This window comes from Olsenella massiliensis, from assembly GCF_001457795.1.
GTDB lineage: Bacteria > Actinomycetota > Coriobacteriia > Coriobacteriales > Atopobiaceae > Olsenella_F > Olsenella_F massiliensis.
The window spans coordinates 470,380-494,386 of sequence record NZ_LN898211.1; the positions used below are offsets into that span (position 1 = coordinate 470,380).

At 66.7% G+C, this 24,007-nt stretch carries 20 protein-coding genes; 14 read left to right on the forward strand and 6 right to left on the reverse strand.

Annotated elements, in window-relative coordinates; all coding sequences use genetic code 11:
- The first annotated feature begins 41 nt into the window (after window positions 1-41).
- The 13 genes from glmS to BN3001_RS06195 all read left to right on the forward strand — a co-directional run bounded on the left by glmS (window position 42) and on the right by BN3001_RS06195 (window position 16,823).
- Entirely contained in the window at window positions 42-1,886 is a 1,845-nt protein-coding gene (gene glmS, locus BN3001_RS06140) for a glutamine--fructose-6-phosphate transaminase (isomerizing) (RefSeq protein ID WP_058270883.1), read from the forward strand.
- A 56-nt stretch (window positions 1,887-1,942) separates the two neighbouring features.
- The gene (gene acpS / locus BN3001_RS06145; protein ID WP_082630028.1) at window positions 1,943-2,611 is read left to right on the forward strand and encodes a holo-ACP synthase; all 669 of its coding nucleotides are present in this window, start codon (window positions 1,943-1,945) and stop codon (window positions 2,609-2,611) included.
- On the forward strand, window positions 2,596-4,188 hold the full coding sequence (locus tag BN3001_RS06150) for an NAD(P)H-hydrate epimerase (protein ID WP_058270884.1): 1,593 nt from the start codon (window positions 2,596-2,598) through the stop codon (window positions 4,186-4,188). The genes acpS and BN3001_RS06150 overlap by 16 nt, the downstream gene beginning before the upstream one ends.
- A gap of 3 nt (window positions 4,189-4,191) precedes the next feature.
- Window positions 4,192-5,451 carry an alanine racemase gene (gene alr, locus BN3001_RS06155; protein ID WP_235815066.1) on the forward strand — a complete coding sequence of 420 codons (1,260 nt, stop codon included), beginning with the start codon at window positions 4,192-4,194 and terminating at the stop codon, window positions 5,449-5,451.
- A gap of 43 nt (window positions 5,452-5,494) precedes the next feature.
- Entirely contained in the window at window positions 5,495-6,127 is a 633-nt protein-coding gene (locus BN3001_RS06160; RefSeq protein ID WP_058270885.1) for a uracil-DNA glycosylase, read from the forward strand.
- Window positions 6,117-6,623 carry a tRNA (adenosine(37)-N6)-threonylcarbamoyltransferase complex ATPase subunit type 1 TsaE gene (gene tsaE / locus BN3001_RS06165; protein ID WP_058270886.1) on the forward strand — a complete coding sequence of 169 codons (507 nt, stop codon included), beginning with the start codon at window positions 6,117-6,119 and terminating at the stop codon, window positions 6,621-6,623. The genes BN3001_RS06160 and tsaE overlap by 11 nt, the downstream gene beginning before the upstream one ends.
- Window positions 6,624-6,781: 158 nt before the next feature.
- Window positions 6,782-9,226 (forward strand): tRNA (adenosine(37)-N6)-threonylcarbamoyltransferase complex transferase subunit TsaD, encoded by a 2,445-nt coding sequence (gene tsaD, locus BN3001_RS06170; protein WP_058271274.1) that lies wholly within the window; start codon window positions 6,782-6,784, stop codon window positions 9,224-9,226.
- Between the two features lie 227 nt (window positions 9,227-9,453).
- Window positions 9,454-9,600, forward strand: a complete 147-nt coding sequence (locus tag BN3001_RS08375) for a hypothetical protein (protein WP_156410038.1) — start codon at window positions 9,454-9,456, stop codon at window positions 9,598-9,600.
- A 244-nt stretch (window positions 9,601-9,844) separates the two neighbouring features.
- A complete protein-coding gene (locus BN3001_RS06175; protein WP_058270887.1) occupies window positions 9,845-10,741 on the forward strand; it encodes a transporter substrate-binding domain-containing protein in 897 nt (298 codons plus the stop codon).
- 35 nt (window positions 10,742-10,776) lie between these two features.
- Entirely contained in the window at window positions 10,777-11,994 is a 1,218-nt protein-coding gene (locus tag BN3001_RS06180; protein WP_082630030.1) for an amino acid ABC transporter permease, read from the forward strand.
- Entirely contained in the window at window positions 11,991-12,758 is a 768-nt protein-coding gene (locus BN3001_RS06185; protein WP_328585291.1) for an amino acid ABC transporter ATP-binding protein, read from the forward strand. Before BN3001_RS06180 ends, BN3001_RS06185 begins: the two co-directional genes overlap by 4 nt.
- A 189-nt stretch (window positions 12,759-12,947) precedes the next feature.
- The gene (locus BN3001_RS06190) at window positions 12,948-14,627 is read left to right on the forward strand and encodes an amidohydrolase (RefSeq protein ID WP_058270888.1); all 1,680 of its coding nucleotides are present in this window, start codon (window positions 12,948-12,950) and stop codon (window positions 14,625-14,627) included.
- Window positions 14,628-14,870: 243 nt separating this feature from the next.
- Complete coding sequence (locus tag BN3001_RS06195; protein WP_058270889.1) at window positions 14,871-16,823, forward strand: NAD(+) synthase; 1,953 nt, start codon at window positions 14,871-14,873, stop codon at window positions 16,821-16,823.
- Between the two features lie 20 nt (window positions 16,824-16,843).
- Here BN3001_RS06195 and BN3001_RS06200 read toward each other — a convergent pair whose 3' ends face one another.
- The 6 genes from BN3001_RS06200 to BN3001_RS06225 form a co-directional block, all read right to left on the reverse strand.
- Window positions 16,844-17,473, reverse strand: a complete 630-nt coding sequence (locus tag BN3001_RS06200; protein ID WP_058270890.1) for a DUF5028 domain-containing protein — start codon at window positions 17,471-17,473, stop codon at window positions 16,844-16,846.
- The gene (locus BN3001_RS06205) at window positions 17,460-18,128 is read right to left on the reverse strand and encodes an ATP-binding cassette domain-containing protein (RefSeq protein ID WP_058270891.1); all 669 of its coding nucleotides are present in this window, start codon (window positions 18,126-18,128) and stop codon (window positions 17,460-17,462) included. The genes BN3001_RS06200 and BN3001_RS06205 overlap by 14 nt, the downstream gene beginning before the upstream one ends.
- A 1-nt stretch (window position 18,129) precedes the next feature.
- Window positions 18,130-18,963 carry a hypothetical protein gene (locus tag BN3001_RS06210; RefSeq protein ID WP_058270892.1) on the reverse strand — a complete coding sequence of 278 codons (834 nt, stop codon included), beginning with the start codon at window positions 18,961-18,963 and terminating at the stop codon, window positions 18,130-18,132.
- Window positions 18,960-19,811 (reverse strand): hypothetical protein, encoded by an 852-nt coding sequence (locus BN3001_RS06215; protein ID WP_058270893.1) that lies wholly within the window; start codon window positions 19,809-19,811, stop codon window positions 18,960-18,962. The genes BN3001_RS06210 and BN3001_RS06215 overlap by 4 nt, the downstream gene beginning before the upstream one ends.
- An 8-nt stretch (window positions 19,812-19,819) precedes the next feature.
- Complete coding sequence (locus tag BN3001_RS06220; RefSeq protein WP_058270894.1) at window positions 19,820-20,524, reverse strand: hypothetical protein; 705 nt, start codon at window positions 20,522-20,524, stop codon at window positions 19,820-19,822.
- A gap of 252 nt (window positions 20,525-20,776) precedes the next feature.
- Window positions 20,777-23,236, reverse strand: coding sequence for a LuxR C-terminal-related transcriptional regulator (locus BN3001_RS06225; protein WP_197407463.1), 2,460 nt, complete (start codon window positions 23,234-23,236; stop codon window positions 20,777-20,779).
- A gap of 437 nt (window positions 23,237-23,673) precedes the next feature.
- Here BN3001_RS06225 and BN3001_RS06230 point away from each other — a divergent pair, with 437 nt between their 5' ends.
- Window positions 23,674-23,964, forward strand: coding sequence for a co-chaperone GroES (locus BN3001_RS06230; protein ID WP_058270896.1), 291 nt, complete (start codon window positions 23,674-23,676; stop codon window positions 23,962-23,964).
- Window positions 23,965-24,007: the final 43 nt, after the last annotated feature.

Below are 24,007 nucleotides of genomic sequence, written 5' to 3' on the forward strand. Positions count from 1 at the left end.
GCGGGCATGCGGGCGGCACAGACGGTCGAAAGGAGCCGCGCATGTGCGGAATCGTTGGGTTCACGGGAACGAGCCAGGCAAGCCACTACCTGCTCCAGGGCTTGGCGACGCTGGAGTATCGCGGCTATGACTCCGCCGGCGTCGCGGTGGTCTCGCCGTCGGGCAACCTGCATGTGGTGAAATGCCAGGGCAGGGTCGCCACCCTGCGGGAGCGCTGTGACAACGCCAACCTCGTGGGAACGTGCGGCATCGGCCACACCCGTTGGGCCACGCACGGCGCTCCGGCCGACAAGAACGCCCATCCCCACGTGGACTGCACGGGCAGGATCGCCATCGTCCACAACGGCATCATCGAGAACTTCGAGGACCTGCGTCGCGACCTGCTCGCCGCCGGCCACGAGTTCAAGAGCGAGACGGACTCCGAGGTCATCGTGCACCTCATCGAGGACGCCTGGAACGGTCCGGCCAAGGGCGACCTTGCCGGCGCCGTGCGCAACGCCGTCGCGCGCCTCGAGGGCTCCTGGGCCATCGCGGCCGTCTGCTCCGACGACCCCGGCACGGTCGTCGTGACCCGCAAGGGCAGCCCGCTGGTCGTCGCCTCCACCGACGACGGCGCCTACGCCGCCTCCGACGTCATGCCCCTCTCGGCCATCACGAGCCACGTCACGCAGCTTGACGACGGCGACGTGGCGGTTCTCTCCCCGGACGGCGGCGTCGCCATAACGGACGCCGCCGGCAACCCCGTGCACTCGCCTGCGACGCTCGACATCGACTGGGATGCCTCCGCTGCCACGCTGGGCGGATATCCCGACTTCATGGGCAAGGAGATCGCCGAGCAGCCCGAGGCCATCGAGCGTCTGCTCAAGGAACGCCTGGGTGCCCACGGCATCGAGATGGACGAGCTTGACATGACGGACGAGGAGCTCGCGCAGATCGACCGCATCTACATCGTCGGCTGCGGCACCTCCTACCACGTGGGCATCATCGCCAAGACGCTCATCGAGCACTGGGCCCGGGTCTTAGTCTCGGTGGAGTATGCCTCCGAGTTCAACTACGCCGACGTGCTCGTGACCGACCACACGCTCTGCCTCATCATCACGCAGTCCGGCGAGACGGCCGACACGCTCTCGGCCGCCCGCCGCCTCAGGGGCATGGGCTGCAAGGTCTTTGCCATCACCAACGTCCTGGGAAGCTCCGCCGCCCGCGAGAGCGACGGCACCCTCTACGTGCAGGCCGGCCCCGAGGTGGCCGTCGCCTCCACGAAGGCCTACACCGCCCAGATGGTGGCCTCCGCCCTCGTCGGCCTGCGTCTGGCGCTGGCCAACGGCAGCATGAGCCAGGCGGAGGTCGAGAAGGTCTATCACGAGCTTGAGCTGGTGCCCGACCTCATGCGCGAGGTGCTCAGCCGCAGCTGGCAGGACAAGCAGGCCGTGCCCATCTTCCGCGACGCCCCTGCGGCGCTGTACCTGGGCCGCGGCACCAACTCCACGACCGCTTACGAGGGCGCTCTCAAGATGAAGGAGATCGCCTACGTCCACGCCGAGGCCTACCCCGCCGGCGAGATGAAGCATGGTCCCATCGCCCTCATCGAGCCCGGGTTTCCGGTGCTGGCCGTGGTGCCCGCCGACCACGTGCACGACAAGACCGTGAGCAACGTCATGGAGTCCATCGCCCGCGGCGCCCGCGTCGTCGCCGTGGCGACTGACGGTGACGAGAAGCTTGCCAAGCTCTGCGACCAGGTGCTCTGGGTGCCGCCCATGGACGAGTACCTGGTGCCCATCGTCGCCGTGGTGCACCTTCAGATGCTCGCACGCTACGTGGCAAAGGCCAAGGGGCTCGACGTTGACAAGCCGCGCAACCTGGCGAAGTCCGTCACGGTGGAGTAGGTCCAGCCTGTAGGGTCGTGGCGCGCGCGGGCGCGCGGAAGAGGGGAACGTGTCAGATGGCGTTTGCCGGCATTGGCGTTGACATGGTGGAGATCGCGCGCATGGCGCGGGTCATGGAGAGACGTCCCAGCTTCCTCGACCGCGTGTTCACCGCCGAGGAGCGCGCCTACTGCGACGGCAGCGCCCGGCCCGCCCATCATTACGCCGCCCGCTTCGCCGCCCGCGAGGCCGTTCTCAAGGCGCTGGGCGTTGGCTTCTCCGAGGGCGTGGGCCTGGCCGACGTCTCGGTCGCGCGCGGCGAGTACGGTCGCCCCTCGTGCGTGCTCAACGGGCGCGCCGCCCAGATCGCCCGCGAGAGGGGGGTGCAGGAGGTGGAGCTCTCGCTCTCGTTCACGCGCGAGCTTGCCGTGGCAAACGCGCTCGCCGTGACGCAGGACGTCAGGCCCCGCCAGGACGAGAGGCCCACCCCCCGGGAGGAGCTGGCGCGGTCGTTCAAGCGCGCCCGCTCGGTGATTGACGAACTTGACCGCCTCCAGGACGGCATAACGGATACATTAGAGGGGACGCCGGATTCCGTGCGCCGCGCGGGCGAGGGCCCTCACGCCAGCGCGGATGATGACCCTGCGGGGCAGGCGACGGCCGAGGGCGCTCTCGCGCGGGGGGCGACGACTCCGGCGGACGACCATGAGCGACCAGGGAGCGTGACAGCATGCAGCCAGTCCTAAACGTCGAGGACGTCAGGCGGGTGGAGGAGGCCCTCACCGACGTAGGCGTGAGCATTTCCGAGCTCATGCACCGTGCCGGCATCTCCGCGGCTCGCGAGGTGCTGGGGCTTCCCAAGGTGGAGAACGTGGCGGTCCTCTGCGGCCTGGGCAACAACGGCGGCGACGGGTGGGTGTGCGCCGAGCATCTGCGCGGCAAGGGCGTCAACGTGACCTGCGTGAGCCCCCTGGCCCCCGATGACATCCGAGGCGACCTCGCGCGCGTCGTCGCCAGCAGCGCGGAGCGCTCGGGCGTGCCCGTGATGGTGGCGCCTCCTCGCGACCAGCTCGAGGAGCTCCTGTCGGGCAGCGACGTCATCGTCGACGCCATGCTGGGGACGGGGTTTCACGGTCTGCCCCGTGCGCCCTTTGACATCTGGATCGGCTGCGTCAACGAGTCCGGCGCGCGCGTCGTCGCCATCGACGTGCCCAGCGGCCTCTCGGCGCAGACGGGGCTCGCCCAGGGGGCCTGCGTCGCGGCGGACCTGACGATCACCATGCTCGTGCTCAAGCCGGGCCTGCTCGCCGACTGCGGGCGCGACGTCTGCGGGACCATCGTGGTCGCGCCGCTCGCCGAGCAGACGGAACGCCTCGTCGTCGATGCCGACCCCGTGGCCTGGCGGGCCGACCTCGAGGACTACGCCGGCATGCTCGCGCCGCTCTCGTATGCGGATGACAAGTTCACCCGCGGGTCGGTGCTGGTGGTGGGGGGGTCGCAGCGCTTCGTGGGCGCTCCGGTGATGGCCGCCCTGGCCGCCGTGACGCTGGCCGTGCCGGCGCCCATCGCACCCATCGTCCAGTCTCAGCTGCTCGAGATACCCGTCCTCGCGCTTCCCGCCTCGGACAGCGGCACCTTCTCCTCCGAGGCCGCCGACAAGGTGGCGGAGCTGGCCCGCAAGCGCTCCTGCACGCTGGTGGGGCCGGGCATGCGCGTTAACGCCGGCACGGTCGCCGTCGTGTCCCGGCTGCTCACGACCGAGGTGCCGCTGGTGGTGGACGCCGATGGCCTCAACTGCATCTCGCGCCTCACCTCAAACGCCCTTGACGACTTCCCCGAGCTGATCCGAAGGCAGAGGCCGCTCGTCCTGACGCCGCACCGCGGCGAGCTCGGCAGGCTCGTGGGTCTTCAGGATACGCCGCCGGCCTCCCTCACGGCGGCCATGGAGGCGGCGCGGCGCATCGTGTGGTCCGACGGGGGCAGCGAGATCTGCGTGGTGGCCAAGGGGTCCGCAACCGCGTGCGTGAGCACGGAGGTGGCCGTGCTGCCCAAGCCCGGCCCCGCCTCCCTCGCCACTGCCGGGTCGGGCGACGTGCTGGGGGGCGTGCTGGCGGCGCTGCTCTCGCGAGGCGAGGTGGACAACGCCGACCTGCCCGTGCTCAGCGCGCTCGCCTGCGAGATTCACGGCTATGCCGGACAGCTCGCCGTCGAGCGGCGCGGGTCGAGGGGCGTCATGGCGCTCGACATCATCGACAGCCTGGGGCTTGCGCAGGACGCCCTGGAAGAGGACATCGCCTTCCCCGAAGGCAATCCAAAGGAGTAGACGATGGCCCGAATGGACGAGGGATGGGGCGTCAGGGACGAGAGGCGCCCGAGGGGCGGCGCGTCTCGCATCGGTCGTACGGGGCTGGCCCAGGACGACGCGCTGCGCAACTGCCCCGACGACCGCTGGGCCTGGGTCGAGGTGGACCTTGACGCCGTCCGCGCCAACGTGCGGGCCTTCAGGGCGCTTCTCGCGCGGGGCACCAAAATGATGTGCGCCGTCAAGGCGGACGCGTACGGCCATGGCGCGGTCGCCTGCGCGCGCGCCATGCATGACGCAGGCGCCGACCAGTTTGCCGTGGCCACCGTGGCCGAGGGCGTGGCGCTGCGCGAGGCGGGCATAACCTGGCCCATCCTCGTGCTGGGGGAGCCCCCTGCGACCGTGCTTGACACCCTCATCGAGCATGACGTCATGCCGACGGTGTACACGAGCGAGTTCGCGCTCGCCTATGGCGAGCGGGCGGCCGCCCTGGGCACGGTGGGCAAGTACCATCTTGCCATCGACACGGGCATGACGCGCATCGGCGTGCTCCCCTCGGAGGCGGTGGAGCTCAGGCGCATGATCGACTTCCATCGCGGTCTCGCGTGCGCGGGCACCTTCACGCACTTTGCCACGGCGGACGTGATCGGCGACTGGGACTTCAAGCAGCAGGCGCGACGCTTCTCGCAGACCGTCGGCGCCCTGGAGGAGGCGGGGCTGGAGCACGGCCTGGTGCACTGCGACAACACGCCCGCCACGGTGCTCCATCCCGAGCTTGACTTTGACATGTGCCGCGTGGGCATCGGCCTGTACGGCCTGCATCCCGCCGACACGACGGTCAGGCGCATTGACCTCGTGCCGGCCATGAGCGTGCGCGCCCGCGTCACCAGGGCGATCTTCCCTGCCGTCGGCGAGGGGGTCAGCTACGGCCTGACCTATCGCGTCCCCACGCCCAACATCCAGGTCGCCACCGTCCCGATCGGCTATGCCGACGGGCTCGCTCGCTCGCTGTCCAACCGCATGGACGTGATCGTGGCGGGCCAGCGCCAGCGCCAGGTGGGACGCATCTGCATGGACCAGCTCATGTTTTCCGTGGACGTCAGCAAGAGGCGCCCTCACAGCGTCGAGACGACCGCGCCCGTCGCCCCGGGCGACGTCGTCACCATCATGGGTCGCGACGGAGACGAGTACATCGACGCGGACGAGATGGCGACGCTCCGAGACACAATCAACTACGAGGTCACCTGCAACTTTGGGCAGCGGCTGCCCAAGGTCTACGTGTGAGCGCGTGAGGGACGGTGGCCGTGGGCGAAGGGAGCCCCCTGACATGAGCGCACTCAAGATACCCGGGCATGACGCCCCGGCGCCCGGCGAGGTCGCCTTGGACGAGATTCGGGCGGTCATGGGCGACTGCCTGCGCTGCGAGCTGGGACAGACGCGCACCAACATCGTGTTTGGCGTCGGCAACCCGCACGCGCGCGTCATGTTCATCGGCGAGGGTCCCGGACGAAACGAGGACCTTCAGGGGGAGCCCTTCGTGGGCGCGGCGGGCCACAAGCTCGACGAGCTGCTCTCGGTGGCCGAGCTCACGCGCGACGAGGTCTACATCGCCAACGTGGTCAAGTGTCGTCCGCCGGGCAACCGCAACCCCAAGCCCGGCGAGATCGAGGCCTGCTCGCCCTTCCTGAGGGAGCAGGTGCGCAGCGTCTGGCCCGACATGATCGTGACGCTGGGAAACTTTGCCTCGCAGTGGCTGCTCAAGACCGAGCGGGGCGTCACCAAGCTCCGGGGCGCGCTCTATCAGGTGGGCCACTTTGTGGTGTGCCCCACCTTCCATCCCGCCGCCTGCATCTACCACGCCGACTGGCTGCCCCTGCTCAGGGAGGACCTCGCCATGGCGGGGGCGTGGCTCAGGGCCAACCCCGAGGCGTCTGACGAGGGGGCAAAGGATGGAAGCTGAGTTCGTGACGACGTCCCAGGACGAGACGATCGCGCTTGGTCGCAGCCTGGGCGGCCTTCTGCGCCCGGGAGACGTGCTCGTGCTCACAGGCGACCTGGGCGCCGGCAAGACGCAGCTCACCAAGGGCATCGCGGCGGGCATGGGGGTGGCTGGCGACGTGACGAGCCCCACCTTCACCATCGAGATGGTCTATCGGGGCTCAGAGCTGCCTCTGTACCACTTTGACCTCTACCGCCTCTCTGACCCCGACGAGCTCGTCGACGTGGGCCTCTACGACGTGCTCGGCGGCGACGGGCCCTGCGTCATCGAATGGGGCGAGCAGTTTGTCGAGCAGATCGGCGACGAGCGCGTGGACGTCTTCGTGTCTCGGCTTGACGGGCAGGTCGCGCCCGGCGTGGAGCCGCCGCGGTCGCTGCGCCTCGTGTCTCACGACGCGCGCGGCGACAAGCTGGTTGGTGCGCTGCGCGACATGGTGGGAGGCGGCGCCCGGGTGTAGTCGTCCTTGGCGCCCCCGGTCGCCCACAGCCTCAGCCCCCCGGCCCTGGACCGCAGGCGTGACCCGCCCGCTCTTTGCAAGAGGGCTACACTAGCCCCCGTACCCACCGACCGATGCCGACCGCGGCGTGCGCGGCCGACGGATTGGCTGATGCCATCATGTCCATCGTCCTTGCCCTTGACAGCTCCACCGACATGCTCGCCTGCGCCGTCGTGCGCGTCGACGAGGGGCGCCTTGACGTGCTGGCGTCGTCCGACCACCTCTGCCGCCGTCGGGCGAACGTCGAGCTGACGACCACGGCCCTCTCGACGCTTGCCGCCGCCGGCCTCACCATGGCCGACGTGACCAAGGTTCTCGTGGGTCGGGGCCCCGGCTCCTTCACGGGCGTGCGCATTGGCATCGCGACGGCAAAGGGCCTTGCCTGCGGCCGCGGCGTGCCCCTGCACGGCGCCTCCACCCTTGACGCCGTCGCCTGGACCGCCTGGCAGTCGGGCGTGCGCGGCAGGCTCGCCGTCGTGGGCGACGCCATGCGAGGCGAGCTGTATCCCGGCGTCTACCTGCTTGACGAGCGAGGCGCCCATCGCGGCTTTGACGTGGAGCGCGTTCTCAAGGCTGCCGCAGCGGCGCAGGAGCTTGCCGCACGCCCCGACGCGGACGAGCTCATCCTCACGGGAAACGGCCTCAGCCGTCACGCGGAGCTGCTCGCCCAGGCGGGACTCACGAGACGGCTTGACGAGAGCCTGTGGCATCCCACGGGGGAGGGGCTCGCGCGTGCCGCCGCCGCCCCCGACGCGCGGCCGGCCGTCGGCGACGGGGACCCCGCGCTGGTGCTTCCCATCTACACGCGCCTCTCGGACGCCGAGGAAAACGAACGGGCCCGCCTGGGGCTCAAGCGTCTTGCGTCCGCGGGACTCACGGGCGTGGGCGATGCCCTTGCCGGGCGTCATCTGCAGCTGAGGCCCCTCATCGCCACTGACCTCGATGCGGTGGCGGCGCTTGAGGGGTGCGTCTTTGCCGCGGCGGCCCACACCCCCTGGACGCGACAGATGTTCGCCGACGAGCTCGCCCAGCCACGGCGCAGCTGGTGGGTGGCGCATGACCAAGGCAGGATAGTCGGCTTTGCAGGCGGGCGGCTTGCGGGCTCGGACCTCGAGATCACGGACGTGGTCGTAGCTCCGGAGCGTCGGCGGCAGCAGGTGGCGAGCCGGCTCGTGGCGCGCGTCGCCTATGACGGCCAGACCTTTGGCGCCACGAGCGCCTCCCTTGAGGTGGAGCGGGGCAACGAGGCGGGCAGGTCGCTCTATGGCTCGCTCGGCTTTTCGCAGGTGGGCGAACGACCCGGCTACTACGGCGTTGACGCCACGGGAACGCCGGTCGACGCGCTCGTCCTGCGCTCGCCGCTGCCCCTGCGGGCGGACGAGAGGCTCCAGGAGCGGATGCCCGAGCCTTCCGCCTCGATTCGCCCCTGGCCCATCAAGCCCAAACCGCGTGACGAGGCGACGCGTCGGGCGCTTAGCGAGGCGGGCGACCTCGTGCTCGCCATCGAGTCCTCCTGCGACGAGACGGCCATGGCCGTCATAGACTCGCATGGCGTCATCTGCTCAAACGTGGTTGCCACCTCCGTTGACTTTCACGCCCGCTTTGGCGGCGTCGTCCCCGAGATCGCCTCGCGCAAGCACGTCGAGGCCATCGTGGGCGTGTACGAGGAGACGCTCGCGCAGGCGGGGGCCCACTTTGGCTGTGACACGCTGGCGCCGGAGGACCTCGCCTGCGTGGGCGTCACGACGGGACCGGGACTCGTGGGCGCGCTGGTGGTGGGCCTGGCATTTGCCAAGGGGCTCTGCGCCGCTGCCGACCTCGCCCTCACCTCCGTCAACCATCTGGAGGGGCATCTTCTGGCCAACCTCTTCGAGACGCCCGACCTCACGCCCCCCTTCGTGGCGAGCCTGGTGTCGGGGGGCAACACGATGCTCGTGCACGTCAAGGGCTGGGGTCGCTACGAGATCCTGGGCACGACCATAGACGATGCGGTGGGCGAGGCGTTTGACAAGGTCGCCAAGGCGCTTGGCCTGGGCTATCCGGGCGGCCCCGTCATCAGCAGGCTGGCGGCGCAGGGCAACAAGAAGGCCATTCACTTTCCCCGCGCCATGCTGCACAGTCACGACTACCGCTTCTCGCTGTCGGGGCTCAAGACGGCCGTCATCACCTACATCGAGGGCGAGAGCAAGGCGGGGCGCGCCATCAACCTGCCCGACCTCGCCGCCTCCTTTGAGGCCGCCGTCATCGACGTGCAGGTTGCCAAGGCCGTCGCGGCGGTGGAGGAGACGGGCGTCAACGACTTTTGCGTGGGCGGCGGCGTCGCTGCCAACCCGCAGCTCAGGGCCGCATACCGCCGCACCTTCGAGCGACGGGGCATTCGCGTGACCGTGCCGCCCCTGGCGGTCTGCGGCGACAACGGCGCCATGATCGCGCTGGCGGCGCTGCGCAACTGGCAGTCGGGCGTGCTCGTCGAGCTCACCCAGGACGCGGACCCCAACGCCAGGCTCGGCTGCTGGTCGTCCGAGGCGCAGCCCGTCGTCGCGCCCGGGTGGCCGGGGCGTTAGGCCCTTGCGAACAAGCGAGCCTCGGGGGGCTTCGGGCCGCGTCCCCGTCCCCCTGACGTTCCATGACGCCTGGGCGCCGCACGTAACGAAAGGCGCCTCCGTCGCGCACCGGCGTGATGAATTGTGTAATTGTCGGTCAATTTGAAAAATTGCTTGAAGCCCCTGCCGTCAGGGCATACGGTATGAAGTCTGCACGAGCAATGACAAGGTGACGTTCAGGCGGGGTGGTGTGGTTGACCAGGCATGGGCTCAAGCTTGTCGTCACGGTCGTGGGGCTCGTCCTTGCCGTCGTCGTCCTTGCGCTCTGCGTCACGGTCATGACGACGCCCTTTGGGCTGATCCAGGAGCCTGACGCCGTGCTCGTGCCCTTCTGACGCGCATGAGGCCACCGACGCGCACGAGGCCGCCGACGCGCACGAGGCCGTGTCCAACGTGTCGTCTTGACGCGCGTCCTCGCCGGTCAGAGTGCATATTTTTGTCACGACCTCTGCGTTTCTGATAATTCGCGCAGATGTTCATGCGGTTTCAAGGCCATTACGTTCTGCTCGCCTCCTCCGATCGCCCGAAAGACGGTCGTACACTGGTCCGACAGTTCACTAGCCAGGAAGGGGTTCCGTCATGAACGCAGCCAACGCCAGCACCCGCCGCGACTTCCTCAAGGCCTCGGGCCTTGGCGCTGCGGCCCTTGCCAGCTCGACGCTCCTGAGCGCGTGCGGCCCCTCCACGCAGACGGCCAACACGGGCTCGTCCTCTCCATCCGCGGCGTCGGGCTTTGGCGACAACGGCACGATGCGCGTGGGCATGGAGGTTGCCTATCCGCCGTACAACTGGCAGACTTCCGAGTCCACCGACGACACCATTCCCGTGCAGGGGCAGGACGGCGCCTATGCCGACGGCTACGATATCGTCTTTGCCAAGAAGATCGGCACGGCCCTGGGCCTTGAGCCCGTCGCGGTGAAGATGGAGTTCTCGGGCCTGGTCGAGGGTCTGACCAACGGTGTCATCGACGTCATCTGCGGCGGCATGACCGCCACGGACGAGCGCCGCCAGTCCATCGACTTCTCTGACCCCTACTGGGTGGGCCACTATGGCCTGCTCGTCAAGAAGGGCTCTTCCTACGAGGGCGCAACGAGCCTGAGCGTCTTCTCGGGCGCGGCGGTGCTCGGCCAGCGCGACACGCTGCTCGACACGGTCATCGACGAGATTGACGGCGTCAATCACATGACGCCCGTCGATTCGGTCCCCGCGCAGCTCTCGGCCCTCAACCAGGGCACCTGCGACGCCATCACCTTTGACGTCGAGAACGAGAAGGGCCTTCTGGCCGCCAACCCCGACCTCGTGGCCGTTCAGATCGACGGCAGCAAGATCCTCTTCCAGGAGGACGTCCCCATCAACGTCGGCATCGCCAAGGGGCACGATGACGTGCTCGCCAAGATCAACGACGCCATCAAGTCCGTCTCGCAGGACGAGCGCCAGGCCGCCTGGGACGCCGTGCAGGAACGCCTGCCCCAGTAGCGCCTTTGCCTGTCCCGTCGCAAGGAGCCTCGCACATGAGCCACGAATCTGCCGCGCATCCCACCCGACGCGCGTCGATGACGCGCTTTGTCACGCGCGACCACCGCTACGTCTTCTTGGGGACGAGCGCCCTCGCGCTGTGCGGCCTCTGGCTTGCCAACACGCCGCATCCCGGCATGAGCTTTCTCGCCGCGTCCTATGTCGTGGAGTCGATCCTGTATTACCTGCTTCTGGCCTGGGTCGCGGTGTCGCTCGTCGCGCTCGTCAACAAGCTGCTGCGCTGGAGGGGCGACGCGTATAGGGCAAGCTCTCCCTTCTGCCGTCCCCGGGCGCTCCGGGCGGAGCGGTATGCCTCGTACGTCATATGGCTCATCGTCCTGCTCTTTGCGGTCGATCGCGTGGTCATGGGCGGCATCAGCCTCGTGAGCTGGGCGGCGGCCCAGACGACCAACCCCACGGACTTCTTTGGGTCCATGGCGTACATGCTGTGCAACATGTGGCCCACCTTCGTCCAGGGCGTCGCAAACACTGTCATCATCGCCCTGGTGGGCACCGTGGTCGCCTTCTTCCTGGCGCTGGCGCTCGTCTTTCTGCGCCTGCAGCTGCCCGACCGCTCCGACAACGACTTCGTGCGCCTCCTCAAGATCGTGGGCGCCGGCTTTGCCAAGGTGTACTCGCAGGTCGTGCGCGGCACGCCCATGATGATCCAGGGTCTCATCATCTACTACGCGGGGACGGGCGTCCTGGCGGGGCGGGGCCTCTCGGCCTCGCAGATCCTCGTGGTGTGGTCGCCGTTCGTCGCCGCGCTGGTGACCGTCTCGCTCAACTCAACGGCCTATATGATGGAGGTCCTGCGTGCCGGCATCGGCGCCGTGGACGCCGGGCAGACCGAGGCGGCGCGTTCGCTGGGCCTCTCGCAGTGGCAGGCCATGCGCAGGGTCGTGTTCCCGCAGGGCATCAAGAACGCCATTCCCGCCCTGTCAAACGAGCTGGTCATCAACATCAAGGACTCGTCGGTGCTCATGGCCATCGGCGTCCTGGAGCTCACCTTTGCCACGCGCACCATAGCCGGCGTGTACTACAAGCAGATGGAGGTCTACGTGGCGGCGGCCGTGGTCTACCTCATCCTGACCCTGGCGGCCTCGTGGCTGCTGGGCAAGTTTGGCAGGCGCTTTGACGTGCAGGGCAACCAGGTGGTGCTGGGGACGTCCGACACGCCCGCCGCAATGCCGGCCAAGGGGGAGGCACGATGATGCGGAACACCACGGCACGGCAGGATGCGTCCCCGGTCGTGAGGGTCGCGGGCCTGCGCAAGTCGTTTGGCAGCCATGAGGTGCTCAGGGACATTGACTTTGAGGTCATGCCCGGCGAGGTCGTGACGGTCATAGGCGCCTCGGGTTCGGGCAAGTCCACCCTGCTGCGCTGCATCAACCTGCTCGAGACGCCCGACGCGGGGCACATCTGGTTCCATGGGCAGGACCTTGCTGCCGAGCATGTTGACGTCAACAGGCTGCGCGAGAACATAGGCATGTGCTTTCAGGCCTTCAACCTCTTTAACAACATGGACGTCCTGGGCAACTGCACGCTCGCGCCCGTCACGCTCAGGAAGGCGAGCAAGGCCGAGGCGGAGCGGATGGCGCTCGAGCACCTGGGCGAGGTGGGTCTCGCGGATTTCGTCCATGCCATGCCCTCCACGCTGTCGGGCGGTCAGAAGCAGCGCGTCGCCATCGCGCGGGCGCTCTGCATGAATCCCGACCTCATGCTCTTTGACGAGCCCACCTCCGCCCTCGACCCCGAGATCGTGGGGGAGGTGCTCGAGGTCATGAGGCGCCTGGCCGCAGACGGCATGACCATGGTGGTCGTGACGCACGAGATGTCCTTTGCCAAGAACGTCTCCGACAGGGTGGTCTTCATGGACCAGGGCGTCATCGTGGAGGAGGGGGCGCCACAGAAGATGTTCTCCAGCCCCACTCAGCCGCGGACTCGCGAGTTTCTTGCGCGCTACCTGAAGGACTAGGCGCGCCGCGCGGGCGGCTGTTGTGCCGTCGCGTGCCGTCGCTTAGCCAAAACACGACGTTTGAAACAAAAATACGCCTCCTGGCGGCGTTTTCTGACACGTTTGTCGTGTTTTGGCTAAGGTGGGGGATGCGTTTCTCAACGTGCCGCCCGCAGGTGGCGCATGCCCCGCCGCAAGGAAAGAAGTCCCATGGCCGGACCAGGCTCCTCGCTTGCCGTCATCACCTCTCGCCACGTCTATCTTGACAAGCGCCGTCCCGACGTCCCTGCGGCCCTCGTGATCGAAGGCGATCGCATCCGCGACGTCCTGCACCCTCGCAGCCCCGCGCTCGCGGCCCTGACAACCGATGGCGTCCGCGTGCGCGACCTGGGTGACGCCTTCGTCTGTCCCGGCTTTCACGACGCCCACCAGCACGTGTTTCACACGGCGCTCTTTCGCTCGCCACTCGCCTGCCACTGCGACGGCGCAAGCGAGGAGGACTGCGTCAGCATCATGCGCGCGTTTGCCGCCACCAAGTCGCCCGCGGGCAAGGACGGATGGCTCGTCGGCCAGGGCTGGCGCTCGGCCCTGTGGGATGACCTTACGCCCCCTACCAGGGCGTCTTTGGACAGGGTCTTTCCCGACAGGCCCGTTGCGCTCTATGCCGGAAACCTTCACACGCTCTGGCTCAACTCACGCGGGCTGGAGTGTCTGGGCATCACGTCCCAGAGCGTCCCGCCGCCCGGCGGCAGCTTTGAGAGGGATTCAGTCGGCCAGCTCACGGGCGTGTTGCGCGAGGCTGCTGCCATGGTGTATGCGGCCAAGGTCTTTGACACCCTGCCCCGCGCGGAGGTGCTTGCGGCCTATCGCTCCTACATGCGCATGAGCGTGTCGCAGGGCATCACCTCCGTCTGCGACATGGCGCTCTGCGCCGTGCCGGGCGTGGACTACGTCTATGAGGGCATCTACGAGGACCTCCTGGACGAGGGGGAGGTCGGGCTGGGTGACGAGCGGGGCAGCCTGCCCGTGCGCGTGAGCCTCTTTCCGCAGAACGTGGGCAGCTACCAGCGCGTCGAGACCCTGCGGGCACGCCTGGCGGGCAGCTACCTGCGAGTGCCCGGCACCAAGCAGTTCTTTGACGGCATCTCGAGCGCTCACACGGCGTGGCTGCACGAGCCGTACGCAAACCCGTACGTCCCGGGCGACTGTGGCCGGCCCACTGTGGAGCCCGAGCTGATGCGCTCGTACGTCCTCGCGGCGGCAGAGAGGGGCCTAGCCACGCGCATCCACGCCATCGGAGACAAGGCCGTCTCGACCGCCATCGACATCTTTGCCGAGGCTCGTGCGCGCTACGGCAGCCCCCGCCAGGGACGTCATGCCATCGAGCACGTCGAGAACCTCCTGCCTGCCGACGTCGCGCGCATGGCCGCGGCAGGCGTCGTCGCCTCCGTCCAGCCTCAGCATCTGGTCATCGACACGACGCAGCCCGTTCGCGACCTGGGACCAGAAAGAGCGAGCTTCATGTGGCCCTTTGCGAGCTTTGAGGCGTCGGGCGTCATGATGGCCTTTGGCACCGACGCGCCCTGCGTCGCGGACTCGGCCTTGGACGTGCTTGCGTGCGCGGTCACGCGCGCGGACCCTCACGCCGACGGTCCGGCGGGCGGCTGGTTGCCTGAGCAGCGCATATCAATGGCGGCGGCGATTGACGCCTACACGCGCGGCTCGGCGTACGTATGCGGTCGCGAGAGGGAGCTGGGCACGCTCGCGCCGGGCAGGCTGGCCGACCTCGTCGTGCTCGACGCCAACCTCATGACGGCGGACCCAGGGCGCATCATCGAGGCGCGCACGCTTGCCACGTACGTGGGCGGGAGGATCGTCTGGGAGGCGTAGCCGCCTTGCCACATCTTGCGCCGCCCGGTCCCGCGTCGCCGTGCCGGCGCCTCGTGACGCGCCATCGTCGCCCGCGCACCGCGTCTGGTGCCCCGCGGCGTGCCGGACGTGCGACAATGGCCCCACGAGGCCAGCGTCGCCTTGAGGGCAGCGCCGCCACAAGGCCAGCGTCGCCTTGAGGGCAGCGCCGCCTTGAGGCTCGCGCAGGCGCGAGGCCAACGTCACCATACGCAGGGAGGAACCATGCAGGACGGGTTTGTGAAGGTCGTCGCAGCGTCGCCGCAGGTCAAGGTTGCCGACGTCCAGGCCAACGTCGAATCGTGCGTTGACGTGGTCACCCAGGCCGTCGAGGATGACGGCGCCAAGGTCATCGTGCTGCCCGAGCTCTGCGTCACGGGTTACACCTGCGCGGACCTCTTCTGGCAGGACGCCCTGCTCGACGCGGCGGAGCGCGGCCTCAGGCGCCTGGCCCAGGACGTCGCCTCCCTCGACGCCCTGGTCGTCGTCGGCCTGCCCGTTCGCGCGGGTGGCAAGCTCCACAACTGCGCCGCGGTGCTCGCCCATGGCAGGCTCCTGGGACTTGTGCCCAAGCTCAACGTCCCCAACTACAACGAGTTCTACGAGCTGCGTCACTTTGCCCCTGGCCCCAGGGTGCCGCGCCGCGTTGACCTTGCCGGCTGGCATGACGTCCCCTTTGGCGCCAACCAGCTCTTCTGCTGCGAGGAGCTTCCTGAGCTGGTGGTGGCCGTCGAGGTCTGCGAGGATCTGTGGGTGAGCGAGCCTCCCTCCATCAGTCACGCCCGGGCGGGTGCTACCCTCATCGTCAACCTCTCCGCCTCGGACGCCGTCGTGGGCAAGGCGGACTACCGACGCTCGCTCGTCGTGGGCCAGAGCGCCCGCCTCGTCTGCGCCTACGCCTACGCCAGCGCGGGCTGGGGCGAGTCCACGCAGGACCTGGTGTTCTCGGCCCACGACCTCGTTGCCGAGAACGGCGTCCTTTTGGCGGAGGCCAGGCCCTTTGGCTCGGCCTCCGCGCTGACCGAGGTGGACGTCCGCGCCCTTGCGGCGGAGCGCCGCCGCCTGACGACCTTCAAGACCCTTGCGGACCCCGTCGCCGCAGGCTACCTGTGCGCGCCCTTCTCGCTCAGGCGGGAGGAGACCCGCCTGACCCGCCGCGTCGACCCGCATCCCTTTGTTCCGGCAAGCTCCGCCAGGCGCAACGAGCGCTGCGAGGACGTCCTTGCCATCCAGGCGCATGGCCTGGCCAAACGCCTGTCGCACACCCGCTCGGAATGCGCGGTGGTGGGAGTCTCGGGCGGCCTTGACTCCACGCTGGCGCTGCTCGTGACGGCGCGGGCCTTTGACGTCCTGGGGCTGGCGCCGGCCGGCATCATCGCCGTCACGATGCCGGGCTTTGGCACCACGGACCGCACGCACGGAAACGCCCTTGAGCTCACGAAGGCCCTGGGTGCCACCCTGCGCGAGATTCCTATCGCGGCGGCGGTGCGCCAGCACTTTCGGGACATAGGACACGACGAGAGCGATCGCTCCGTGACCTACGAGAACGCCCAGGCGCGCGAGCGCACCCAGATTCTCATGGACGTCGCCAACCAGGAGGGCGGACTTGTGGTGGGCACGGGCGACCTTTCCGAGCTTGCCCTAGGCTGGGCCACCTACAATGCCGACCACATGTCCATGTACGGCGTCAACGCGGGGGTCCCCAAGACGCTCGTCCGCCACCTCGTGCGCTACGTGGCCGACACCTGTGCCGCCGACGCGCTCTCGCGGGTGCTCCTTGACGTCTTGGACACGCCCGTCTCGCCCGAGCTTCTGCCCCTTGCCAAGGACGGCAGCATCGCGCAGCGCACGGAGGACCTCGTGGGTCCCTACGAGCTGCATGACTTCTTCCTCTATCAGGTGCTGCGCCGCGGCTTTGCGCCCAGGAAGGTGTATCGTCTGGCACGCTACGCCTTGGGCCGGGGAACTGCGGCAAACTATGACGACGCGACGATCCTCAAGTGGCTGCGCACATTTTACCGTCGCTTCTTTGCACAGCAGTTCAAGCGCAGCTGTCTGCCCGACGGCCCCAAGGTGGGGTCGGTGGCCGTGAGTCCCCGCGGCGACCTACGCATGCCGAGCGACGCCTGCCCGGCGGTGTGGCTGCGCGAGCTGGCGGAGCTGGAAGAGGGGCGCTGAGGCCAGGTCGCCGGGCCCCTCTACAGCTGTATGTCAATGACCTTGTTCGTCGGGGCGTTTGTCACAAGAAGCTCAAACGCCTTTCCTGGTATGGGCCTGCGGCAGTAGTTCTTGTCCTCGAGCATCTTCTCAAACGGTTTAGGTATATCAATGTACGAGAAGGGCATGTGCGTCGTGTAGCTGCTGTTGGGCTTAAGGACCAGGGCCAAGGTCGATCCGTTCAGCTGGGGTTCGCTTGCCCCCCAGAGGTCGTAGTCCATCGTGTAGAAGGTGGTCCTGTCATCCGCTATGACCATCTGGGAGACCATGTCCAGGTATCCGGAGTCGTTGCCCACGTTCCGCACGTCATAGGTGAGCACGAGGACGTCCCCGCTGCCGTTCTTGATCGTGCTGGGGTCGGCATGTGGCGCATAGCGAGCCAGGTACTCGTCGGAGTCCATGACCTCCGCCTTGGACACCGTCAGGTAGTAGCCCTTTGTGTTTTCCTTGGCGTCATCGAGGAAGGCCCCGTCCAGGTCCACCTCCTCGCCGACGTTGTAGTGCTCGACGGGAATGTGAAGCTGGCTTTGGTTCACGTGCCAGATGCGTATGCCCACAAGCAGTGCCAACGTCACCACCAAGGCCGCCCACGCAAGCCTATGCCTTAGCATGCGAACCCCTCCCCCCGAGCATCTCGTGGCCGTCCAGATGCCCCTCGGCCAGATAGTAGACCTGGTCGGAAAGACCCCGCAGAACATGGGCGTCATGGCAGGCGAGGATGATGGTGCATCCCCGCTCGCGCATCTTGTTGACCACGTCCGTGAGCATCTTGACGCCGGCGGCGTCAAGGGCGTTGGTGGGTTCGTCCAACAGCAGCAGGCGCGGGAGCTCCATGATTGCCGCGGCAATGCCCAATCGCTGCTTCATGCCCAGGGAGTACTTGGAAAAATGCCTGCGGTCATCGGGGTCCAGGCCCACGAGGTCCAGGACCTGCCGCACGCGTTTATCGTCGACGACGTCCTTGATGGACGCCAGGACGCGCAGGTTATCTAATCCCGTCCTGCCGGACAGGAAGGCGGGATTCTCTATGAGCAGGCCCACGCTTGGCGGAAAGGCGACGTCTGCCCATAACGTCTGACCGTCTATCTCCACCGTCCCCGTGGTAGGGCGAATGAGGCCTGCCATGGCCCGCATGAGCATGGTCTTTCCAGATCCGTTGACACCGGCCAAACCGGTGACCTCTGCGCTGGGAGCGGTGATGGATATGTCCTGAAAGATGGTGCGACCTTTGATGGTCTTTCCGAGGCCCTTTGTGAGCAGAGTCACGTTAGCCCTCCTTTCCGAGGATGTCCATGCGGACAAAGGCGATGCCGCCTGTCACGATCGAAAATACCGCGACGCCAAGGGCAAGCGCGAGCCCCCACTGTGGAGGAAAGCCAAAGCCTTGCCCCACGACTCCGGGTGAGCGCATGGCCATGAGGTAGTTGCCGGGCAGCAGCGGACAGGCATAATAGAACGCCGACAAAAACAGGATCGAGAAGGAGGCAAGATAGCTGAGCGTTTGTCCCGCCACGAGTGAAAGAAAAAGCTGGAACAGGCACAGCGCCGCCGTCATGCAGGGAACGCCGACAAGGAAGAGCGCGAAGGTTCCCGTGTCAGGCCGGACGTTCATGTCAAGGTGCATCATGTGGTACAGGTCCTGAGACACGTCCAGACTAAGACCTCCTCCGGGAATGCAGGCAAACAGGGCGCAGACCCCCAGGTGCACGGCCCAATACAGCAGAACGCTCGCCACGACCCACACGCATTTGGAGAGCCACCAGGCCCACCTGCTCCCTGCGCTGGCCAGGACTTTCTCGCCAAAGCCCATGAGGTCGCGATAGGGATAGTCCAGCGTAATAAAATGCAATAGCAACAGGAGAAACGCCCAGCTGACGGGAAATCGGAAGGGGTCGGTGGGAGAAGGCAGAAACGGGGCCATGCCGGCAAGGTTACCGGCAAGAATGTTGCCCAGGGACCAGGGGACCTTCTGAATGGATGCCACCGACGTCAGCACATAGGCTCCACCGCTCGCACACGCCAGAACGACTGCGGCGCCATACCACCGTGCTACCGACCTCAGCCCCTCGCGAAGGTCCATGTTGATCAGGCGCACAATCACAGCACGTCCCTCCTCACCTGACACATCGTCATCACAAGGGCAACTAACAACATCAGTGCCCCTTCACCGAAGATGACCTGGGGGCTTTGAAGATACGTTTCGGCAATTGCCCGCATGTTCTGCCCCAACCCCAGTTGGACGCCACAGATTGTTCCTAGGGCATAGTAGATTTTGTCGTTGACAAACTGGAGTCCCAGCAGACCAAGCTGAGGGGCAATGAGCAGCACGACCCGGTTTTCGACGACAAAGGAGAGAGCATGAACAAAGGTAGCCCACAGTCCGCTCAAGACGCCCGCCAGAAGCGTGAAGAGGACCACATAGACCACGGGCAGGTTGTAGAAGAACCAGGCCCATAGGTCTTGGGAATAGACGGCGTTATACAGAACACCCACGACGTCGGGCAGGTAGGCGGGGATGAAGCAGGCCAGCAGAAGAAAGTTAACCACCAGGGGAATGACGGCGACGAGCGCCCCAGACACAAACACCGCCAACGCCTTTGCGGCAAGGACCCTTTCTCTCCGGTCCCGTGACATGAGCTGATTGGCATAGCCGCTCTGAAGCTCCGAGCGATAGGACCATGCGTAGGGAATGACTGCCAACACGGGCATAAGCTGAAAGAGCAGGGTCGAGCTAGGTTGAATAAAGTCGAGAGAGACCCAATACTTGAAGCAGTTGCCTATCGTAAAGGGAATGAACTTGTGCGGGTAAAGCGCAATGGGGTTGTCAAGAAAGTAGATGATGTTGCCCGCCGCGCTCGCGACGGCCAGGCCAAGCGCAATCGTCAGGGCAATCGCAAGCCAGGGATTCCTGAGGGCCTTGCGCAGCTCCATGCCCATGAGGTTTCTCATAGCTCCTCCTATCCCACAAGCGTGGCGTTGAGCTCAAGGCGGTACTTTCCCTCGTTGAACCCCAACCCCGGCACTATGACCGACGGCACGTCAACGTGCCTCCCCAGCAGGTCGCCGTAAAAGTAGCCCAAGGTGTAATCCGCCTTTCCACCAACAGGGAGCTGGAAGCAAAAGTAGTCGTGGTCTCCCTTTGGCACGGTTGAGCCAGAGAAATACTCGAGATTACTGGACTCCTCGTCTAACTGGGCAATTGTGCTTATGCGGAAGCAGGGGTTGTCCTCAAAGTCCATTTCGGCGGGACGTGCGTCCACGTTCTCAAGGTGAATCGTGACGACAAGGAGCTTGCTTTTCTGGCTGTCCTCTGGATCAAACATCTGCGCGAGGTCAGCAGGTACCTGGTCATCCAAGGCGGCGGCGCTCTCGTACGCGCGCGCACTCGTCACGCTCATGCGCATGGTGCCCACCCAGCCAAACACGTTTTTATTCAGGTCATCCGGGTTCAGGGCGTCCGAGGCGGCATCGTCAGGCGCGTCGCCCCTGAGATCTATTGTCTTTCCAGCGGGCACGCTTACCGTTTCCTCCTCCTTCTTGCTTTGGGCATCCTTATAGGCCTTGTCGGCAAAAAAGCTGCTGACAACGCGCGATAGGAGCACGCCTGCAAAAAGGATGGCAACGACGGCAAGCGTCACCTTCTCCTTCTTCTTGAAGGTCATGGCTGTGAGGCCTCTCTATCTGCTATGGGGGATAGCTCGTGAGGACCGCCGTCCCGGCGACAGCGCGCCAGGACGGCGGGCGGGTCCGTCAGTTCGTCAGGGTTGCCCCCAGAATGGTTGTAAGCTGCTTGGCAGGGCATAACATGGCATGCTCCTTCATCAATGGGGTGACGGCGGGTACCCGATTGACGCCGAGCGTGCCACGAGTTTGGGACCATGACCAGTAAGCAGGCGTATGGAATTGGAGAAAAATCAGTTTACGTGCTTTGTACCTGCGATGATACGTTCGATTAATTCCTGTCGGCTGTGAATGGAGAGCTTTCTGTACCCGTCGCGCCGGGCCGAGTTGACGGTGCCGCGGGAGTAGTTGAGCTCCTCCGAGACCTGCCCGCCGCTCCTTCCCCGCGCCGTCAGGAGAAGCACCTCCGACTCCGTCTTGCTTAGACCCTGAGACGCCAAAAAGCCAAGCATGCGTCGCCGGCGCTCGTCATTGGCTCCTTGTCCGAGCCCAAGGTCCTTAGCGCGCGCATCGTTGGAAAGGCGCACGCAGTATGCGCCCACCGAAAGCCCCGCGAGCGTGAGTGAGATCCCCAAAAGAATGCTGCCGGCGGATATTAGGCCGGTCTTGCCGCCCAAGAACGCCAGGGCCACCTCGTTGTAAAGAAGGCGGTCGCAATAGGCGTTGATGGCAACGGCGCCTGCGAGCATGCCCGCGCCCAGGCAGGGAAGAACAAGCCGCCTGGCGTCGTGCGCGTCTGGTGGCGTGGCGGCAGGACCCGCCGCCGCCCCCGCGACAAGTGCGACGGCAGCAAGGGCAAGGCGAAGGCTCATGGCGCCTTGTGCTCCGAGCGCGAGGGCGCCGCCCGCGACGGAGGCGCAGAGCATCTCCCAGCGTGCGCCCCTCATGAGATACGCCGAGCTCAGGCAGAGGGCAATCAACAGCGGCATGAGGAGCTCCAGGGTCGAGAAGGAGCCTGTCGCCCGCCATGCCTCTTCCATCACAAAGCCCACGGTCGCGGCGATTGCCAGAGGAGCGACGTCAATGCCCCGGACGGGGTCTGCCGTGCGGAGGCGCTCATCTGCAAGGGGCATGGCCCCGGCGGCGGCAAGGCCCAGGCAGCCGACGGTGAGGGCGGGACGCAGGGGTGGCAGCACCTGCGAGAGCGACACGAGCGCCAAAGGCAACGACAACAGCGGCAGCGCAAAGACGTCACCATCGCCCTCGGCCGCACGCGTCGGCCTTGCGGTGGGCGTGCCGCGCGAGGGTGACGTCACGCAAAAGAGAATCGCAAAGAGGCAGGTAGGAAGGGCAAGCAGGGGATGAGCGGGGTAACCGTTCATGCAAGACGCCTCAAGGTGGGAGAGTGCGATGGCGCACAGGCCCGTAGCCACAAAGACGCTCCTGAAGACGCCGCTTGCGACCCTTTGCGCCGGACGTTCCCTGGAGCTGACGTGCGCGACGACCAGACGTCCAAGGCTCGCCGACGCAAGGAGTCCCATGCCAAACGAGAGGACGAGCGTCTGCCCGGCACCCCATGGACGCCCGGTCGCCCCCAGTGGCAGCAGCAGGAGGGCAAGCAGGGAGGTCCGCGCAACGGGCAGCCATAAACGCGCCGGCGCCGGAGGGGACGTCTCTTCCGCGCCCGTGTCAACAGACCTGGCTGAGAGCGACGCGAGCTCAGCGGCACTGCTCACTCCCAGCTTTTTGTAGGCGCGGCTCAAGAGGACGCGCGTCGTCGAGGGCGCCTTGCCCAGCCGCTCCGCGATCTTGGAAATTGCCGCACCCCCAAGCAGCAGCTCCGCGCACGCACGCTCGCCGGGGGTAAGGCCGCTCAGGTCAAGGGTGACGTCGGCCTCCACACGGCTGCCGGCAGGCGTGGCCTTGAGCGTGGCGGGACGCCACAGCATGAGCGCCATGGCGCAGGCGGTCGCGAGGGCGCACGCGATGACGGCAAGGGGGGCGTCACGTGGCAGCGTCGTCGAGATGGGCGCAAGCCTGGCGGCGCAGCTCCACAGAAGCACGCCCGTTCCCAGGCACGCGAGGGCGAGGCGCCGCAGCCTCTCCGGCACGCGCCTGCTCATGAGAAGGACGATTCCCAGCGAGAGCACAGGAAGGGCGAACATCCCAAACGGCGCCGACGCCTGGTCCGTCTGACCCAGGAGGCCAAGAGGCTGACGAAGGAGTCCCGCCACGGCGAGCGTCAGCAGCGTGGGCGCAGAGGACGCCTCCTCCTTCGCGCGGGTGTCGTCCACGTTGTCCCCCGGGCCCACGTCCTCGGCCGCCCCATCCGTCCAAAGTCGGGAGAGCAGCATCGCGCAGAGGGTCAGGGGCCAGTAGCCGACGGTGGTCTTGATCAGGTGCGGGAGACGCAAGCCTAGCTCGAGAAGGTCGTAGGCCGTTCCGGTCGCCCTGGCTGCGGCATGCTCGAGGAGGGGGAGGGCACAAAACTCGGACACGACGTACAGCAGGGCTAACGCGAGCGCCGCGACCGTCAGATACCGTGCCGGTCGCGTCCAGTCGTGCGAGCGTGCGCCGCTCGCCACGCCGACGGGCGCCGCGCCCGCCAGGAGTCCCAGGGCAATGCAGGAAGGCGCGCTGGTCAGGCCGGGCACCTGGAGCGAGTACGCCGAGCACGCAAAGAAAGGAGTGGAAAAAAGCACAAAGAAGCCGACGAGCGCCGCCTGGCGCCAGATGCCGGGACGTTCCGTCAAGACGCAGGCCCTCCGCTTGATTGCCTGCCACAACGTCATCCTCGCCCCCTCGTGCCATCGTGTGCTGTCGGCCCCGTCAGATTCTGACGCCATCAGTATACGGCCCGACAGCGACGTTCTCTCAGACTCCGCCGCGCCGTGCGCCGCTCGATTCCGCGCGGCCAAATGTCTCTCGACCCAGCGCGCGTCTCACGGCCGTGCGGGCCCCCGCAGGCCCTGTAGGCCGCGCGCAAAACCATGAAGAAATTGTCCTGCTTCTTGGGACAACAGAAAATCTAAGTCATTGTCTGAAGATTTCTTATCTCGTGGGTGTATAGGGCTCTCGTGAGGGGTACTATTCTCAACGGTAGAGAGGCGAAGATTCCCAGCCTTGCGCCTGGGGTCAACGTCGTCGCAGGAAACGCGCCTGGCGGCGCACAAGAAGGAGGTTCTTGAACATGACTCTTAAGCCTTTGGGCGACCGCGTTCTCGTCAAGCCTGCCCCCAAGGAGGAGAAGACGGCAACCGGCCTGTACATCTCGTCCGGTGCGCAGGAGAAGCCTCAGCGCGGCGAGGTCGTGGCCGTCGGCGCCGGCAAGCTCAACGACAAGGGCGAGCGCGTCGCCCCGGACGTCAAGGTTGGCGACCAGGTCTACTACGGCAAGTTCGGCGGCAACGAGATCAAGATCGACGGCGAGGACTTCCTGCTGCTCCGCGCCGATGACATCTACGCCATCATTTCTGAGTAGCGCTCGCGCCATCGTCGCGCACATCGCATCACGGCAAGCAAAG

Coding starts and splice junctions, on each gene's coding strand:
- glmS (WP_058270883.1), top strand. CDS start 42: ATGTGCGGAATCGTTGGGTTCACGGGAACGAGCCAGGCAAGCCACTAC.
- acpS (WP_082630028.1), top strand. CDS start 1,943: ATGGCGTTTGCCGGCATTGGCGTTGACATGGTGGAGATCGCGCGCATG.
- BN3001_RS06150 (WP_058270884.1), top strand. CDS start 2,596: ATGCAGCCAGTCCTAAACGTCGAGGACGTCAGGCGGGTGGAGGAGGCC.
- alr (WP_235815066.1), top strand. CDS start 4,192: ATGGCCCGAATGGACGAGGGATGGGGCGTCAGGGACGAGAGGCGCCCG.
- BN3001_RS06160 (WP_058270885.1), top strand. CDS start 5,495: ATGAGCGCACTCAAGATACCCGGGCATGACGCCCCGGCGCCCGGCGAG.
- tsaE (WP_058270886.1), top strand. CDS start 6,117: ATGGAAGCTGAGTTCGTGACGACGTCCCAGGACGAGACGATCGCGCTT.
- tsaD (WP_058271274.1), top strand. CDS start 6,782: ATGTCCATCGTCCTTGCCCTTGACAGCTCCACCGACATGCTCGCCTGC.
- BN3001_RS06175 (WP_058270887.1), top strand. CDS start 9,845: ATGAACGCAGCCAACGCCAGCACCCGCCGCGACTTCCTCAAGGCCTCG.
- BN3001_RS06180 (WP_082630030.1), top strand. CDS start 10,777: ATGAGCCACGAATCTGCCGCGCATCCCACCCGACGCGCGTCGATGACG.
- BN3001_RS06185 (WP_328585291.1), top strand. CDS start 11,991: ATGATGCGGAACACCACGGCACGGCAGGATGCGTCCCCGGTCGTGAGG.
- BN3001_RS06190 (WP_058270888.1), top strand. CDS start 12,948: ATGGCCGGACCAGGCTCCTCGCTTGCCGTCATCACCTCTCGCCACGTC.
- BN3001_RS06195 (WP_058270889.1), top strand. CDS start 14,871: ATGCAGGACGGGTTTGTGAAGGTCGTCGCAGCGTCGCCGCAGGTCAAG.
- BN3001_RS06200 (WP_058270890.1), bottom strand. CDS start 17,473: ATGCTAAGGCATAGGCTTGCGTGGGCGGCCTTGGTGGTGACGTTGGCA.
- BN3001_RS06215 (WP_058270893.1), bottom strand. CDS start 19,811: ATGAGAAACCTCATGGGCATGGAGCTGCGCAAGGCCCTCAGGAATCCC.
- BN3001_RS06220 (WP_058270894.1), bottom strand. CDS start 20,524: ATGACCTTCAAGAAGAAGGAGAAGGTGACGCTTGCCGTCGTTGCCATC.
- BN3001_RS06230 (WP_058270896.1), top strand. CDS start 23,674: ATGACTCTTAAGCCTTTGGGCGACCGCGTTCTCGTCAAGCCTGCCCCC.